The following is a 16,035-nucleotide window of genomic DNA, read 5'->3' as shown; positions in this document are numbered from 1 at the left end:
CACGTCACCGCGACGCGGGCGGGCGGCGGATCGCCGAAACCGTCGAGCCGATCCCGAGCCCGACGAGCAGCAGCAGGACGGCGGCCCAGCCCGCCGAGGCGACGAGCGCGGTCCGGACCAGCTCGTCGCCCGACGAGTAGCGCACGTCCACCTCTCCGGAACCGGCCGGCACCACCCATCCCTGTGCCCACCCGTCGACGGTGACCGGATCGAGGCGCTCGCCGTCCACGCTCGCCTGCCACCCCGCGCCAGCGGGCAGCGGCAGCACCAGGGTCCGCGTGCCGTCCCCGGCTCCGAGATCGAGGGGGGAGGAGTCCGCGTGGTCCCCCGCGGCGAGCAGGTCGGTGCTGACCGGTGCCGGCCCGGCGGCCGAGTACGCCGTCGCGCCCTCGGCGCCGAGGTCGACCGCTGCGTCCACCAGGATCAGCCCACGCGGTTGCCAGAGGAAGGTCGAGGGCAGGAGGACGCGGTTCTCGCCGGCCACGAGCCGCCCACGACCGCACACGGTCCCCAGCACCTGCGCACCCTGCACGATCTGGTCCGGACTCACGTCCATCTCGATGCCGTGCTCGACGCCGTCGATCGTGACGACCGGACCCTCGTCGCACGCGACCCGTTGGCTGCGGCTGCCGTCGTAGGTGACGGCGGGACCGCCGAGGATCTCGACCTCGCCGACGGCGACGGGCATCGACTGCACCGCGCCGGTCGCCGAGTTGACCGAGGGAACACCGGTGTCGTCGAGGACGGTGATCGTGACCGTGCGGGTGTAGATGCCGGGCAGGTCGATCGCGCCGTCCGTGTCGACGTCGACCTCCCTGACCACGTCGGCGCCGCGGATGCCGGTCCGCCGGCCGGTCACCTCGGCCGTGACCCGGACCCGGGTCGGCCGCGACCCGACGTCCGCGGTCGGCGGGAGGAGCCGTAGGCCGCGCACCTCGGCCAGGTCCGTCCAGGCCAGCGTGAGTGTGGGCTGCCGGTCGCTCGCCGCGGGGCGCCACGCCGTCGTGAGGTCGGCGTCGGCGGCGGCCTGGGGACGCGCGCGCAGGTCGGCGGCAGCCGAGCCGGTGCTCGAGGCCATCACGCTCGGTGCGGCGATACGGTCGGCCAACGCCGCTGCGTCCTGCGTGTTGCCCGCGACCATCCACGCCCGGCCGACGACCGAGGTCGAGCGCGACGTGCGCACGACCCGGTCGAGCGAGCTGATGTCCGCGCCGTTGACCCACAGGCCTGCGCTGCAGGTGGTGGCCATGGCGGCCTCGTCGTCGCTGCGGGGCACGACCGGCACGCACTGAGTGGTGCTGGCCGGTCGCACGGTCATCAACCACCCGGCGGCCGGCGTGTCATCGAGCACTACCGGGCTGCGCACCTCGACACCGGGGACGGTGACGTCCACGATGCCGATGCTGTCGTCATCCCCGACGGCTCCGGCCACCGACGTGACGGTGATGCGCAGGCGCTTGACCTCCCCGAGGTCGCCGAGGTCGACGCGTCCCTCGTCGTCGACGGCATAGCTCACCTCGCGATCGTCGGCCGAGACCTGGATCTCGTCGACGGCGATCTCGCTGAGCGCGTTCCGCACCATCTGGACCTCGGTCCCCGAGACCCGGGTCGGCTCCCTGAACTCCACCTGCCACCACGCGCCGACACCTGACCCGCGGCGCGACTGCCACGCGGTGAACGCGTTGTCGTCGATGGCCGCCGCCGGCGCCGTGCCCAGCTCGCGGTGCGCGGCGTCGAGGTCCGCGGCCGAGGACGACGCGGTGACCCGCAGCGCGCCCTCGAGGCGCGCGACCGCGCTGGTCACGGGCGCGCCGTCCGTGGGCAGCACCGACCGTGGGTCGTCGACGCCGAGGTCCGGACCGTACGGATCGAGCGGGACGCGCTGGTCGACGTCGCGACGGCGGGCGCTGTCCGAGACGACCAGCGCGCCCTCCTCCGAGCCGGGCCGCAGGCGGATCGCCCGGTCGCGCACCACGCCCGCTCCGGCCAGGTCGCTCACCGTGCCGGCGTCGCCGACGACCGCCACCGGTTCGCCCTCGTAGACCCACCCGCCGGCGACCGCCGGAGGGGCCCAGACCTCGATCTGGGGCGTGAGCGACCGGACGCCGAAGTCCATCAGCCGGTTGTCAGAACCCTCGTCCGGGTCGGGGCCGCGGAGCACGGTGACCCGGTCGGCGCCGATCGAGTCGAGGGCCGAGCGCACCAGAGCCGTCGGTCGCTCCCGGTCCTCGTCGACCGAGCCACCGAGCCGGACGAGCACGTAGGAGATGCCGAGCCGTCGCAGGGCGCTGGACGTCCCCGGTCCCGCATCGCCGCGGACGAGCCGCGAGATCAGGTCGTCGATCGCCGTGGTGCCGCCGGCGCCCGAGGTGGGTTCGGCGTCGCGACCGATCCACGGACGCGCGCCCAGCGCGGTCCCGATCGCCGGTAGGTCGCTGCTGCCGACCTCGGCCGGCAGGACCAGTGCCCGACCGGGTGCGGCGGTCGACGACCAGTCGGCGAGCAGGTCGAGCAGCTGGGACTCCTCGGCCGCCACAGGTGCCGGTTCGGCGACCGTGGCAGCGACGCCTGCGAACGCGGTGATCCCGACCAACACCGCCACGACCCCACCGGCGACCTCGGCGGCACGCCGGGGTGCCCGACGATCACGGACCCACGTGAGCCGATGCCCGAGGTCGGCCGCCAGGGGACACCACGCGACCAGACCCGCGAGGCCGAGCAGTCCCAACAGCGGCGCGGCCGCCCCGGTGGGCAGCTCCCCGACCGCCGGCGCCGGCACCGGCAGCGGTCGGGCACCGAACCAGGCCAGCAGGGCGGCGGCGGCGACCACCGACAGCAACGCCGCGACGAAGACCCGATCCAGCCGGGGGCTGCGGAGAAGGAGCGCCCCGAGCGCGACGACGATCGGTCCTCCGACGACGGTCACGAGCGCGAGCACCGCCAGGTCCGGCCGACCGAGCGCCGCGGCCACCTCACCGCGCACCGTCCCCGAGGTGAACGCGGACACATCGGCGGAGTGGCGGAGCTCCCACGCGGCCAGCACGAGCCACCAGGCGGACGCCGCCGCGGCCAGCACCATCCAGCGCAGGGCGCCGACGACGTCGGCCCGACGTCGCGGGAGGGCGGCGACCAGGCCGGCCACGAGCACCGCGAGCGCCCAGCCGATGCTCCCCACACCGGCGAGGCCCACCCACGCCGCGGAGAGCACCGACGGCCGCCAGCCACGGCCGCGCACGAGCAGTGGCGCGACCACCCATGGCAGGCAGGCTGCGGCGAGTCCGTCGCCCGGTGAGCGCACCACCGTCGGGACGAGCACCGTGCCGACGGCGAAGAACAGCGCACCGGCCCAGGGCGCCCAGGACTCGCGCGTCGTCCCCTTGGTCCCCGGGTCCGGAGAGAGACCACGCGCCAGGTACACCGCCCCGAGGACGGCGACCACGGCGACCACGACCCGCCACGTCGCCTCGACCGTGTGCGCGGAGAGCCCGGCGTCCGTCCCGAGCGCGACGAGGAACGCGTAGGGCAGCTCGCGGATCCCTCCTACGGTCCCGCCTCCCAGCGTGCCGGCGAACGTCCAGACGTCACCGGCCGACCGCACGGCGTCCCATGGCTCGGCAGCGATCCGCGCCGTCACGGCCGAGACCGGTTGCGACAGGGACCAGCGGAGCGTGAGGACGCCGACGAACAGCACGACGATCGCCGTACGGATGCGCGCGATCATGCCTGGTCCCCGTCCCTGAGGTCGTCGTCCCCGAAGAGCACCCGGCCGGCAACCAGGCCGACCGCCGCGGCCGTCACCACGTTGGCTGCGGCCGGCGGCAGCACGATGCTGTCGACGCCGACGAGCGCCGCGGCCGCCGCCACGAGCAGCGCCGCCACACTGGCGCCGCAGACCACGGCGAGGCGCAGGCCGCGGGTCACGAAGGCGGCGAGGGCTCCGCACGCGAGCGGGAACGAGACCAGCGCCAGCACCCCCACGCCCAGCACCGCGACGAGCCGGCCCGGCCCGGACGCGCGAGCACCCACGGCACCCGGGCCCCGGTAGGAGAACGGGGCCACCCGGGCACCCGTCCGGCCCGACCCGCGGCGGCGCCAGACCACCAGGGTGACGAGCGCGGCCACGTTCAGCAGGGCGGCGAGGGTGAGACCCGCGACGATGCCGATCCGGTAAGGCTGCTGCGGCGCGTACACGAGCGAGACCTCGCCGTCCGAGCCTGCCGGCAGCCGCCACCCCTGCATCCATCCGTCGACGACCACGGGGTCCAACCGCGCGCCGTGCAGGCGGGCCTCCCAGCCCGAGTTCTCACTCTCGGCGACGCTGAGCACCGCGTCGTCCTCCGTGCTCACCTCGATCGTCCGCTCGGTCGGCGTCCACCGCACGACCCGCGCGTCGGAGGCGCCGCGCACCGGCTCCGCGACCGGCTCCGCCGGGACGAGCCACAGCCGGGAGACGGCGAAGCCGGCGGGGTTCGTGACGCGGATCCGCTGGGTGCCGGCGTCCATGTCGAGGAGACCGTCGTCGCAGGGCACGACCGCGAGCTCGCCGCCCCGCACGACCTGCGAGAGGTCGCCGAGGACCTTGGTCTGCACGGTTCGACCGTCGACCTCGATGGTCGGGCCGAAGCCGCAGAGCAGGCCGGTCTGCGCCGTCGGGTCGACGGTCTGGCGCAGGTCGTCGAGCCCGCTGATGCTCAGCTCTCCGATGCCGGCGGGCTCCGTGCGGTCGGGATCGGCGAGGGGCGTGATCCGCAACCGGTTCGTGCGGACGGGCGTCATGGAACCGGCGCGCTCGCCGGAGGTCTCGACGACCTGCGGCTCGATGCCCGGCGTCAACGGGTCGACGACGAGCTCGGCGGGGAGCTCACCGGGCTGACCGGCAGCCAGCACCGCGCGCACCGACCTGATGGTGCGCGGCTGCTTCCAGGACAGCTGCAGGCTCGGCGCGGGGTCGAGCGGCGACGCGTACCAGCTCGTGTCCTCGCGGCCGTCGTAGGCGTTCGAGCCGAGCACGGCCGGATCTCCGGCGAACGACGACGTCGCCTCGACGTCGACCTGCTCCTTGCCGAGGGGCGCGAAGAGGCGCTGGAGGGCCGGCCCGTCGGTCGCGACCGCCCGGCCGACCACCCGCCAGGTGCCGCTCTCGGTGACGTCGACGGTCCGGTCGAAACCGGGCGTCTCGGGAGTCTCCCGCTGCCACGCCTCCTCGCACTCGACGCGCGTGCCGGCCACCACGCAGGCGCGGCGGCTGGGCTCGCTGCGGAAGACCATGGAGGTGCCGGCGGAGACCTCGCCCGGCACCCGGAGGCTGCGTCGGATCTCGATGCCCTCGACGGCGACGTTGGCCAGCCGCACCTGCCACGCGCGGCTTCCGACCTCCTCGACGGCGATGCGGAGCCTCGTCGTCGCGCCGGGGGGCAGGGCGACGGACTCCGCCGACCCGTCCGGACCGACCGCTGCGTCCACGGAGCCCGCGTCGGTCTCGATGCGAACCCGGGAGACGTCGGCGCCGGTCGCGGCATCGAAGAGCAGGCTGACGGTCGCGGGCTCGACGGGCTCCGGGAAACGAGCCTCGATCCACTGCCCGACCGGCGGGACGAACGGGGCAGAGGCCCAGGCCGTGAAGGGGGAAGCGTCGAACGCGGCGTACGGGTGCTCGTCCTGGAACACCGGGCCGAGGACGTCGGCGTACCCACCGGACGACGACGCCACGATGGCGCTCGCGCCGTCGTACTCGGCGTCGGTCGTGGCGCTCGGCACCGTCCCGCCGACGTAGTCGTGCACGAGCCGCTGCTGCCGGAACCCGTCGTCCGCCGTCATCACCCCGGAGGCGCTGTCGGTGATCCGGCTGAAGGAGCGCTCGACGCGCTGGTTGCTGTCGGTCACGATGTCCGCGGCAGCGGCGTCGTCGCCTCCGTCCGCCAGCACGACGGGCTCGTCCTCGGAGACCAGGCCGAGCTGGGTGAGGTCGTTCAGCGCCTCCGGTCCGCCCTGGACCACCTCGCGGGAGTCCCAGTCGGAGATCGCGACCTTGGGGTCGGGTCGCTCCGCGTCGACCGCGAGCACGGCGACCGCGGGAAAGCCCTCGGCGGTCCGCCCGAAGTCGGCCAGGGGCGTCAACCCCGTGGAGCCGGCGACCGAGGCCATCACGACGGCCGGAGGCGGGGCGGTCGTCTGGACGGGATCCAGGTCGTTGCGCAGGATCACGTGGGTGATGCCCAGCCGTCGCAGGGTGGATGCGAGACCGGTGATCGGGCGTCCGAGGTTGACCTGGGCCTCGATCTCGTCGAGCATCCGCACGGTCGCCGCTGGCGCGATCGTGTTCTGGGTGCGGACAGACCACGGCGGACTGCCGATGACCTGGATCGGCTCGTCGGTCGTCCGACCCCAGGTCTGGACGGCGAACCCGTTGCCGGGAAGCACCAGCACTTCCGTCGGCCCCTCCTGCTGCTGGAGGAAGCCGACCGCGGCCTGCCATGGAGCGGAGATGTCCCGGACGCCGTCGGAGACGCGCAGGTGGCCCGAGACGGCGGGCTGCGCGGCTGCGCAGATCAGCACGGCGAGTGCCGCGGTGAGGCCGGTGCCGGCCAGCGCCCGCCGGCGTACGGACAAGCCGCGGGCGGCGGCCACCAGCTGCGGCACCACGGCGGTGGCGAAGCCGCCCAGACCCAGTGCGAGCGGGAGCCGCACGATCGGGTCGAACTTGTGGATGTTTCGCAGCGGCGTGAGGGCGTCGTCGAGTGCGTCCAGCCACTCCCTGCCGAACACCGACCCGGCCGGATCCGCACTGCCGAGCGTCAGCACGGCGAGGCCGACGAGCATGGAGACCACCAGCGGTCGGCGGAGCCAGAGAGTCGGCTGCGCGAGCCCGACGAGCCCCGCTCCCGCGACCAGGACCGTCGTGACCAGCAGGAGGGACGACGACGCGAGCTCGTACGCCCCGACCCACCCCGCGGTGCCGCCGTCGGGGAAGAACGCAACCCAGTGACTGACGCCGCGGAACGCTGCGAGCCAGCCGACGTCGCTCGCGGTGTCCGTCGAGGACTCGATGAAGTTCAGCCACGGCGGCGCGTAGCCCCCCAAGACGAACAGCGGCACGAGCCACCACGCCGACGCGACGATCGCCAGACCCGTCCACGCCGCCGCGTCGCGGACCCGGCGCGACCAGCTTCGGCCGGCGGCCAGGAGGAGCAGCAGACCAGGGAGGACCAGGCACGCGACCACGAGCGTCGCGTTCTGACCGCCCATCCACGGGATCGTGGCCGCCGACCACAGGAACGCGACCCACGCCGGCAGCCGACCACGCAGGTAGAGCACGAGCGGCAGGACGGTCCACGGCAGGATCGCGGACGGCAGCGTCTCACCGCTGATGCCGCCCACCGTGACCAGGACGCGCGGCGCGAGCATGTAGGTGAGGCCGGCGAGGATCGCGCCGGCCTCGCTGATGCCGGGCCAGCTGCGCGCCAACCGCACGGTGCCGAAGTAGGCGAGCAGCATCACGGCCGCCGTCCACAGCCGCTCCCAGATCCACATCGGCACCGGCAGCACGTCACCCAGCCAGAACGCCGGGCCCATCGGCACCAGGTAGCCGGACGCCTGGTTCTGCAGGCCGCCCAGCGTCGAGTCGCCGTTCCAGACGTCGAGGCTCCGATAGAGGAAGTCGGCGGGGTTGAACTGGAGGTCCAGCTTGGTGTCGAAGGTGATGAGGCCGGGCTGCTGCACCAGGTTCAGGGTCACGACCGAGAGGATGACGACCCACGAGACCAGCCCCGCACGGTCTGCGCGGAGGGCCTGCGGCGCTCCGCGCATACCCAGATGCCTCAGCTCGGATCCCCGACCCGGTAGATGCGGCGCTCGAGGATGGGGTCGTCGGCTCGGCGGAACTCCGGTTTGACGACCTGGTTGTAGCGCACCCGCACCCAACGGCGACGCATCCGGGTCCGCGCGGTCAGCACGCTCGTCACCCATCGGACGGCGATCGCCTCCCACGTGCGCTTGTGGCCGGGGGCCATCATCGCGGCGGCCGCGAAGTCGGGATCGAGCTGACCCTCGGTGCGCAGCCGGACCGCACCGGACCAGTGGTAGAGGATCGCGCGGTGCTCCATCCTCCGGTAGAGCACGTCGTCCAGTGCCTGTCGGACGCCGGCTCGCTCGATGTAGGCGTCGATCTCGGCGTCGAAGTACGGCGTCGTCTTGGCCGTCATCACCAGCGTGGGCGCGTCCGGGTCGGTCTCGTCGAACCGGCACCACCACAGGTGGCTCGGGAAGTCGACGATCTTGGCGCTCGCCGCCTCCGGAACCTCGATGAATCCTGCGCGGGCGACCCTGGTCAGCTCGTTCGCGACGCCCAACGGGTCGGTGACGTGCTCGAGGAGGTTGGAGCAGATGGCGTAGTCGAACGCACCGTCTGCGAACGGCATGTGCGCCGCGTCGGCGTCGAACAACGGGCGGGTGACCCGAGCGCTGGAGCGACCGGAGCGCTGGGCGGAGTGCTCGGCGCCCGCGTACCGGTCGAGCAGCACGTCCGCGCGCCAGGACGGCTTGTCGCCGCTGCCGACGTCGAGGACGAGGTCCTCATCGCGCACGGGGACGTGGATCCGCCTGTTCAGGAACAGCCGCCACTGCGAGTTGACCGACACGAGCGGAGAGTATGGCATCCGTCCCCGCCGCGGACGGCCTTGGCACGACGGGACCGCAACCGGCCCTCAGCTCTGTGCCGAAAGTTGGGTCCGTCACATGACCGGCGGGTAACATCGAGGCATGCAGGGAGGGAACCCGGAGCGCGTGCGGGGCCGGCACGTCGTCTTCTTCAACTGGCGGGACACCGCCAACCCGGAGGGCGGCGGTTCGGAGCGCTACGTCGAGTCGATGGCTCGCGGGATCGTGCGGCACGGCGGCCGAGCGACGATCTTCTGCGCCGCTCACCGTGAGGCGCCCGCTGAAGAGATGAGCGACGGCGTCCGCTACGTGCGCGAGGGCAACCACATCGACATCTACCTCCGCGGCCTGTGGAACCTCGCCCGACGTCGGTTCGGGCGGGTCGACGTCGTCGTCGACGTCCAGAACGGCCTGCCGTTCTTCACCCGCCTCGGCACCCGCCGGCCCGTCGTCGTGCTCGTGCACCACGTGCACCGCGAGCAGTGGCCGATCGTCTACCCCGGGGTGGTGGGCAAGGTCGGGTGGTGGATCGAGCGCCGCCTCGCCCCGCTGCTCTACCGGCGCAGCCAGTACATCGCGGTGTCCCGCGCGACCCGGACCGAGCTGATGGACCTCGGCGTCGACCGCGGCCGGATCGCCGTGGTGCACAACGGGACCGCTCCCCCGCCCGCCGTCACCGAGACCAGGTCGGACCACCCGAGCCTCGTCGTGCTGAGTCGGCTGGTGCCGCACAAGCAGATCGAGCACGCGATCGACGCGGTCGCCGCCCTCCGCTTCGACCACCCGGAGGTCCGGCTGACCATCGTCGGGAGCGGCTGGTGGGACGAAGACCTGCACAAGTACGCCGCGAACGCCGGCGTCGGCGACCTCGTCTCGTTCGAGGGCTTCGTGAGCGAGGCCCGCAAGCACGAGATCCTGGCCCGCTCGTGGGTCATGCTGCTCCCCTCGATCAAGGAGGGGTGGGGCCTGGTCATCGGAGAGGCCGGCTCGCACGGCGTCCCGACGATCGCGTACGCGTCGGCCGGCGGGACCCGCGAGTCGATCGCCCACCTGCGCTCAGGGCTGCTCGTCAACGACCAGGCCGAGTTCGTGTCCGCGACCCGGCAGCTCCTGGAGGACGTGGAGCTGCGAGAGCGGCTGGGCGCCGGCGCCCGCGAGATGTCGCACACGTTCTCCTGGGCCCACTCCCAGGACTCGTTCACGCACATCCTCTCCGACGTGCTCGACGGCCAGCGGGTGAGCGTCGAGGACCCCGACGGTCCCTAGGAAGCGGCCAGCAATGAGCAGAACCCGCCGCGCTCGGCGCGGCGGGTCCTGGAGAGCTCTCGTCGAGTCGACCGACTACTTGGTCGACGTCGTCCCGTACTGGAGGACGTTCTGGCCCGTCGGCTGGAACGTGCCGGAGGTGGCGTTGTTGACGACGCCGATGGCCGTACCGGCGGCCAAGCCGCCACCGACCAGCAGGGCCACTCCACCGATGATCAAAGTCTGCACGTCAGTCCTCTCCCTCTAGGTGCGCACAACCTACCACTGAGTCACACCGTTGTTCGCATTTCTCAGCGGGAGCTCTAGAACACGTTCCCGCGCCGCCGGAGGCCGCGGACGACCACCAGAGCGGCACTCGTCACCACCAGGCCGAGAGCGCCGAGCCAGGCGACTGCGATGGCTGCCTCGCGTGCCCTGCCCGCCTGCTCGAGGTCGGGCCGCGGGAGCTCCCAGACGACGAGGCCGGGCCCGTCGTGCACCGTGGGGAGGCCCGCGAGGTCCGCTGACGGGGCGGCGTCGCCGACCATCGCCTGTGCCTCCCGGTCGAGCGCCACCCAGCCGATGCCCTCCCGGCCGAGGGCCTCGGCGAGCTCGGCCGGGGGCAGGTCGGCGGCGAGCAGGTCGCTCACCCGCGCGGCGCGCTGGTCCTCCCCCGCGATCGCGACGCCGTCGACGTACAGCACATCACTGGCGAGGAAGTTCGGGGTCAGGTAGCGCCCGGTGGGGTCGAGGGTGCGGCGTCCCTCGTTCCACGCCGGCAGCCGGTAGGAGCTGAAGGGGACGAGGAGCACGTCGCCCCGCACGCCGGCGTCCTGGCGCTGCGCGACCGCGGACCGCGCCGCGGCGTACTCGCCGGGGTAGCTGACCGGCGAGAGCCGCCCGCCGAGACCGAGCCCGAGGTCGGGCATGAGCGCCAGCGGCACCAGCACCAGCACCGTGCCCACCCCGATCCGCGCGGCGCGCTCGCCGAGCCGGCCGACGACGGCCGCGACGCCGGTCCCGAACAGGCTGGCCGCGAGCGGGGCGACCAGCGCGACGAACCGGGACCCGTCGCGGAAGAGACCGCCGCCGGGCACGTGGGCGACCACCCAGCCGAGCGCGTCCGGTGCCACGCTGCCGACGAGGGCCACGACGAGTCCGACGGCGGCGGCCAGGCCGAGTCCCAACCGGTCACGCAGCAGCAGGCCCGACCGCCAGGCCCGGAACCCGGCTGCGCTGATCGCGAGCACGAGCAGCAGCTGGACGATGGCGGCCCAGCTCTCGCGGGACGGCGGCACGACCTCGGCGTTCCAGATCCCGCCCAGGCCGATGAGCGTCAGCGGCAGCGGCAGGAAGCCCTCGGCGCGCGCCGCGAACGCCTCGACGCCCCGCGGGTCGCTGAGCGCCGCACTGCCGTGGAGCGCGCCGGCGACCAACCACGGCGCGTTGACGGCGAGTGCCGCGCCGGCGACTAGGACCGTACGACGCACGGCGGCGGGTCGTCGGCCGGCAACGCAGGCCACGGCGAACAAGGCGGCGATCACACCGCCGGCGGCGCTGAGACTCCCGAACGCGACCCACAGGACGAGCTGCGGCACGGTCCGCTCACCGGCCCGCGCCCGACGCGCGGCGTCGAAGATCCACGGCAGCGCGGCGTAGGTGAGCAGCAGCGGCCAGTGCCCGATCCCGAGCCGCTCGGCGACGAACGGACTCCACAGGTAGAGCGACGTCGCGCCGATCTGGGCGCTCGTGCTTCCGCCGGGCACCAGCCTGCGGGCGCCGGTCCCGGCGAGCCCGAGGGCCGCCACCAGCACGACCTTCTGCAGCACGTCACCCGGCAGGACGTTGTCGAGGACGGCCACGAGGGCGTCGGACGGCACCGCCCGCGGCAGCCCGGAGCCCAGGCCGAGGAAGTCGGAGCGCAGCGCGAGGTCAGGCACGAAGACCATGTCGTAGGTGAGGACGAACCCACGGCTGAGCAGCGGCCCCATGATCACCAGCGTCAGGAGCCACGGCCACAGCCTCACGAGCACCAGCTGTGGACGGCTCACGAGCTCCCTCTGCCTCTCGGTCCCGACGACGGTGGCGGTCAGAGTATCGATGCGCCCCGCGCTCGGGCGGACCGACCCTGCGGCCGGCATGCCCGTCTCATAGGCTCTGCGCCGTGACGAACCAGCGAACGACGAGCCTCTGGCACAGCGCTGCCTTCGTTGCGGTCGCGATGGGCGTCATGAACATCGGGACGTACGGCTTCCAGATCATCGCAGCGCGCGCGCTCGGGCCCAGCGAGTACGGCGCGGTCGCCAGCCTGATGGCTGTGCTGATCGTGATCGCCGTGCTCCAACTGGGCCTGCAGGCCACCGCGGCTCGCCGCATCGCTGGTGAGCCCGGGCACGTCGCCCAGATCGAGCGCGGGATCCTGCGGGTCAGCTACCGCGCCGCCCTCGCACTCGGCGCGCTGATGCTGCTCCTCTCGCCGCTGGTCTGGCGGATGCTCAAGCTCGACGGTCTCGCGCCGGCCCTGCTGCTCGCGCTGGCCGCGATCCCGACCACGATCATGGGCGGCCAGGCCGGGATCCTCCAGGGCGAGCGCCGCTGGCGGCCGCTGGGCATCATCTACCTCGGCGTCGGCGTCTCCCGCGTCGTCATCGGCACGATCTGCGTGCTCATCAGCCCCACCGAGACCAGCGCGATGCTCGGCGTCACGATCGCCTTCTGGGTGCCCGTCGCCATGGGGTGGTGGGTGCTGCGCGTGCATCGCGTCCCCGGGGAGACCAGCGACGAGCACCGCCCCCATGCCCTTGCGCGCGAGACCTTCGCCGCCTCGGTCGCCCTGCTGGCCTTCTACCTGCTCTCCAACATCGACATCGTCGTGGCGCGCAACGTGCTCGACGAGCACGACGCCGGCCTCTACGCCGGCGGCCTGATCCTCACCAAGGCAGTGCTCTTCCTGCCGCAGTTCGTGGTGGTCCTCGCCTTCCCGTCGATGTCGACCGCCGGCGAGCGGCGGCTGGCACTCGTGCGCAGCCTCTCGCTGGTGGCCGCGCTCGGCGCCGTCTGCACGCTCGGCGCGTGGCTGATGTCCGGTCTCGCGCTGGTGTTCATCGGCGGCAGCGAGTACGCCGACGTGCAGTCTCGGCTGTGGCTGTTCGCCGTGCTCGGCACGGTGCTGGCGATGCTGCAGCTGCTCGTCTACTCGGTCCTGGCCCGGCGCGGCACGCGCTCGACGTACTTCATCTGGGCCGCCGTGGTCGTGCTGCTCGTCACGTCGCTCCAGACCAGCACGCTCGACGGCCTCCTGCTGACCGTGCTGGCGGTCGACACGTTCCTGCTGGTCGTGCTGACCGCGGTCAGCTTCTGGCGGCTGCGCGAGCCCGCGGCGGACGCGGAGTCCCCGGTGCAGCTGGCCGGTTGAAGGCAGCGCGGCTAGTGCGCGGCGTCGTGCCAGCTGCGACCGAAGCCGACTGAGACGTCGAGCGGGACCGCGAGGTCGGCGGCGCCGCCCATCTGCTGGCGCACCAGCGTCTCCAGCGCCTCCTGCTCCCCCGTCGCCACCTCGAACACGAGCTCGTCGTGGACCTGGAGCAGCATCCGGGACCGCAGGCCGGCGGCCACCAGCTCGCGCTGCACGTTGAGCATCGCGACCTTGATGAGGTCGGCCGCCGAGCCCTGGATCGGCGCGTTGAGCGCCATCCGCTCGGCCATCTCGCGGCGCTGCCGGTTGTCGCTGGTGAGGTCGGGCAGGTAGCGCCGGCGGCCCATGATCGTCTCGGTGAACCCGGTCTTGCGGGCCTCCTCGACCACGCCGCCGAGGTAGTCGCGGATACCGCCGAAGGTCTGGAAGTACTCGTCCATCAGCCCGCGCGCCTCGCCCGGGTCGATGCCGAGCTGCTGCCCGAGGCCGAAGGCGGACAGCCCGTAGGCGAGGCCGTAGTTCATCGCCTTGATCTTGGCCCGCATCTCGACGGTCACGTCGTCGGCGGCGACGTCGAAGACGCGGGCTGCGGTGATCGAGTGGAAGTCGCGGCCCGACCTGAACGCCTCGATCAGCAGCGCGTCCTCGGACAGGTGCGCCATGATCCGCATCTCGATCTGGCTGTAGTCGGCGGTCATCAGGGACTCGAAGCCCGGCCCCACGACGAACGCCTCCCGGATCCGGCGTCCCTCCTCGGTGCGGATCGGGATGTTCTGCAGGTTGGGGTCGGTGCTCGACAGCCGGCCGGTGGCCGCGATCGTCTGGTTGAACGTCGTGTGGATGCGGCCGTCGGACGCGACGGTCTTGAGCAGCCCCTCGATGGTCTGCCGCAGCCGGGAGACGTCGCGGTGCCGCAGCAGGTGCAGCAGGAACGGGTGCTCGGTCTTGACGTAGAGCGCCTGGAGGGCGTCGGCGTCCGTGGTGTAGCCGGTCTTGGTGCGCTTGGTCTTCGGCATGTCGAGCTCGTCGAAGAGCACCACCTGGAGCTGCTTCGGCGAGCCGAGGTTGATCTCCTTGCCGATGACGGCGTAGGCGTCGTCGGCGGCCGTGCGGACCTCGGTCCCGAAGTGGCTCTCGAGGCCCTCGAGGTGCTCGACGTCGACGGCGATGCCGGTCTGCTCCATCGTCGCCAGCAGGTCCACGAGCGGCAGCTCGACCTCGGCGAGCAGGCGGGTGCCGCCGCGCTCCTCGAGCTCGTCGTCGAGCGCGGCCGCGAGGTCGAGGACGGCGCGGGCGTGCAGCATCTCGACCTCACCCGTGGGCTCGTCCTCGAGGCCGAGGCTGAGCTGGCCGTCGTCGGTGGCGCCACCCTGCTTGAGCTCGCGCTTGAGGTAGCGGACCGTGAGGTCGGCGAGGTCGTAGGAGCGCTGGTCGGGCCGGGCGAGGTACGCCGAGAGGGCGGTGTCGCGCGCGAGGCCGTGCAGCGGGGTGCCCCAGGCCGCCAGGGCGAGCATCGGGCCCTTGGCGTCGTGCAGCACCTTGGGCCGCGCGGGATCGGCGAGCCAGCCGGCGAGCGCGGCCTGGTCGTCGGGCGCGAGGTCGTCGGCGTCGAGCCAGGCGGCGGTGCCGTCGGCGGTGGCCAGGGCGACCGAGGTGACCTCGCCGCTGCCGGCTCCCCAGCGGCCGGCGACGTGCAGACCGACCCGATCACCGCTCGCGGCGTGCTCGGCCAGCCAGCCGGCCACCTGACCGGCGCCCAGCACCGAGCCGGCGAGCGCGAACCCGGAGTCGTCGATCTCCTCCTCGGAGGTCAGCGTCTCGAAGAGCCGGTCGCGCAGCACCCGGAACTCCAGACCGTCGAACAGCGTGTGCACCTCGTGCCGGTCCCAGGGCTGCACGGCGAGATCGGCCGGCGCCTTGTCGAGCGGCAGGTCGCGGACGAGGGCGTTGAGCTGCCGGTTGCGGATCACGTCGCCGAGGTGCTCGCGCAGCGCCTCGCCCTTCTTGCCGGTGATCTCGTCGGCGTGGGTGATGACGTTGTCGAGGCCGTCGTACTGGTTGATCCACCGTGCGGCGAAGCCCTGGCCGACGCCGGGGACGCCGGGCAGGTTGTCGGACGTCTCCCCCACGATCGCCGCGAGCTCGGGGTAGCGGTAGGGCGGCACGCCGTACTTCTCCTCGACGGCGGCCGGCGTCATGCGCGCCAGGTCGGAGACGCCGCGCATCGGGTAGAGCACCGTGGACCGGTCGGTCACCAGCTGGAGCGAGTCGCGGTCGCCGGTGAGGATCAGGACCTCCATCTCCTCGTCCTCGAGGGCCTGGGTGACGAGGGTGGCGATGATGTCGTCGGCCTCGTAGCCCTCCTTCTTCAGGAACGGGATGTTGAGGGCGTCGAGCACCTCCTCGATCAGCGGCAGCTGGCTGCTGAACTCCGACGGGGTCTTGTTGCGCTTGGCCTTGTACTCGGAGTACTGCTCGAGCCGGAAGGTCTGGCGGGAGACGTCGAACGCAACGCCCACGTGGGTGGGCTGCTCGTCGCGCAGCACGTTGATGAGCATCGAGGTGAACCCGTAGACGGCGTTGGTGTGCTGGCCCGTCGTGGTCGAGAAGTTCTCGACCGGGAGCGCGAAGAAGGCGCGGTAGGCGAGCGAGTGTCCGTCGAGCAGCAGCAGGCGTGGCACCCTGCGACTCTATCGGCGGCCACCGACAGGCAGGATGGG

General features: G+C 72.9%; 8 protein-coding genes. 2 read left to right on the top strand and 6 right to left on the bottom strand.

Annotation, left to right across the window (positions count from 1 at the left end):
• Positions 1-4 precede the first annotated feature (4 nt).
• The 3 genes from HZF07_RS01555 to HZF07_RS01545 all read right to left on the bottom strand — a co-directional run bounded on the left by HZF07_RS01555 (position 5) and on the right by HZF07_RS01545 (position 8,636).
• On the bottom strand, positions 5-3,721 hold the full coding sequence (locus HZF07_RS01555; protein WP_157346452.1) for an alpha-(1->3)-arabinofuranosyltransferase domain-containing protein: 3,717 nt from the start codon (positions 3,719-3,721) through the stop codon (positions 5-7).
• Positions 3,718-7,734 (bottom strand): alpha-(1->3)-arabinofuranosyltransferase domain-containing protein, encoded by a 4,017-nt coding sequence (locus HZF07_RS01550; protein ID WP_181644635.1) that lies wholly within the window; start codon positions 7,732-7,734, stop codon positions 3,718-3,720. Before HZF07_RS01550 ends, HZF07_RS01555 begins: the two co-directional genes overlap by 4 nt.
• 83 nt (positions 7,735-7,817) lie before the next feature.
• A complete protein-coding gene (locus tag HZF07_RS01545; protein ID WP_157346448.1) occupies positions 7,818-8,636 on the bottom strand; it encodes a class I SAM-dependent methyltransferase in 819 nt (272 codons plus the stop codon).
• Positions 8,637-8,757: 121 nt separating this feature from the next.
• On the opposite strand from HZF07_RS01545, the gene HZF07_RS01540 reads away from it, so the two are divergent.
• Complete coding sequence (locus tag HZF07_RS01540) at positions 8,758-9,921, top strand: glycosyltransferase family 4 protein (RefSeq protein ID WP_157346446.1); 1,164 nt, start codon at positions 8,758-8,760, stop codon at positions 9,919-9,921.
• A 75-nt stretch (positions 9,922-9,996) separates the two neighbouring features.
• On the opposite strand, the gene HZF07_RS01535 is transcribed toward HZF07_RS01540, so the two are convergent.
• Together HZF07_RS01535 and HZF07_RS01530 are read right to left on the bottom strand one after the other, a co-directional pair.
• Positions 9,997-10,149 (bottom strand): hypothetical protein, encoded by a 153-nt coding sequence (locus HZF07_RS01535; RefSeq protein ID WP_157346444.1) that lies wholly within the window; start codon positions 10,147-10,149, stop codon positions 9,997-9,999.
• 74 nt (positions 10,150-10,223) lie between these two features.
• Entirely contained in the window at positions 10,224-11,951 is a 1,728-nt protein-coding gene (locus HZF07_RS01530; protein ID WP_157346442.1) for a hypothetical protein, read from the bottom strand.
• A gap of 113 nt (positions 11,952-12,064) precedes the next feature.
• Here HZF07_RS01530 and HZF07_RS01525 point away from each other — a divergent pair, with 113 nt between their 5' ends.
• A complete protein-coding gene (locus HZF07_RS01525) occupies positions 12,065-13,315 on the top strand; it encodes a lipopolysaccharide biosynthesis protein (RefSeq protein WP_157346440.1) in 1,251 nt (416 codons plus the stop codon).
• Between the two features lie 11 nt (positions 13,316-13,326).
• On the opposite strand, the gene polA is transcribed toward HZF07_RS01525, so the two are convergent.
• A complete protein-coding gene (polA, locus tag HZF07_RS01520; protein ID WP_181644634.1) occupies positions 13,327-15,996 on the bottom strand; it encodes a DNA polymerase I in 2,670 nt (889 codons plus the stop codon).
• Between the last annotated feature and the right edge of the window lie 39 nt (positions 15,997-16,035).

Source organism: Nocardioides agri, from assembly GCF_013778305.1.
GTDB classification, from domain to species: Bacteria; Actinomycetota; Actinomycetes; order Propionibacteriales; family Nocardioidaceae; genus Nocardioides; species Nocardioides agri.
This window is presented reverse-complemented; position numbering and strand designations above follow the sequence as displayed.

Coding starts and splice junctions, on each gene's coding strand:
- HZF07_RS01555 (WP_157346452.1), bottom strand. CDS start 3,721: ATGATCGCGCGCATCCGTACGGCGATCGTCGTGCTGTTCGTCGGCGTC.
- HZF07_RS01540 (WP_157346446.1), top strand. CDS start 8,758: ATGCAGGGAGGGAACCCGGAGCGCGTGCGGGGCCGGCACGTCGTCTTC.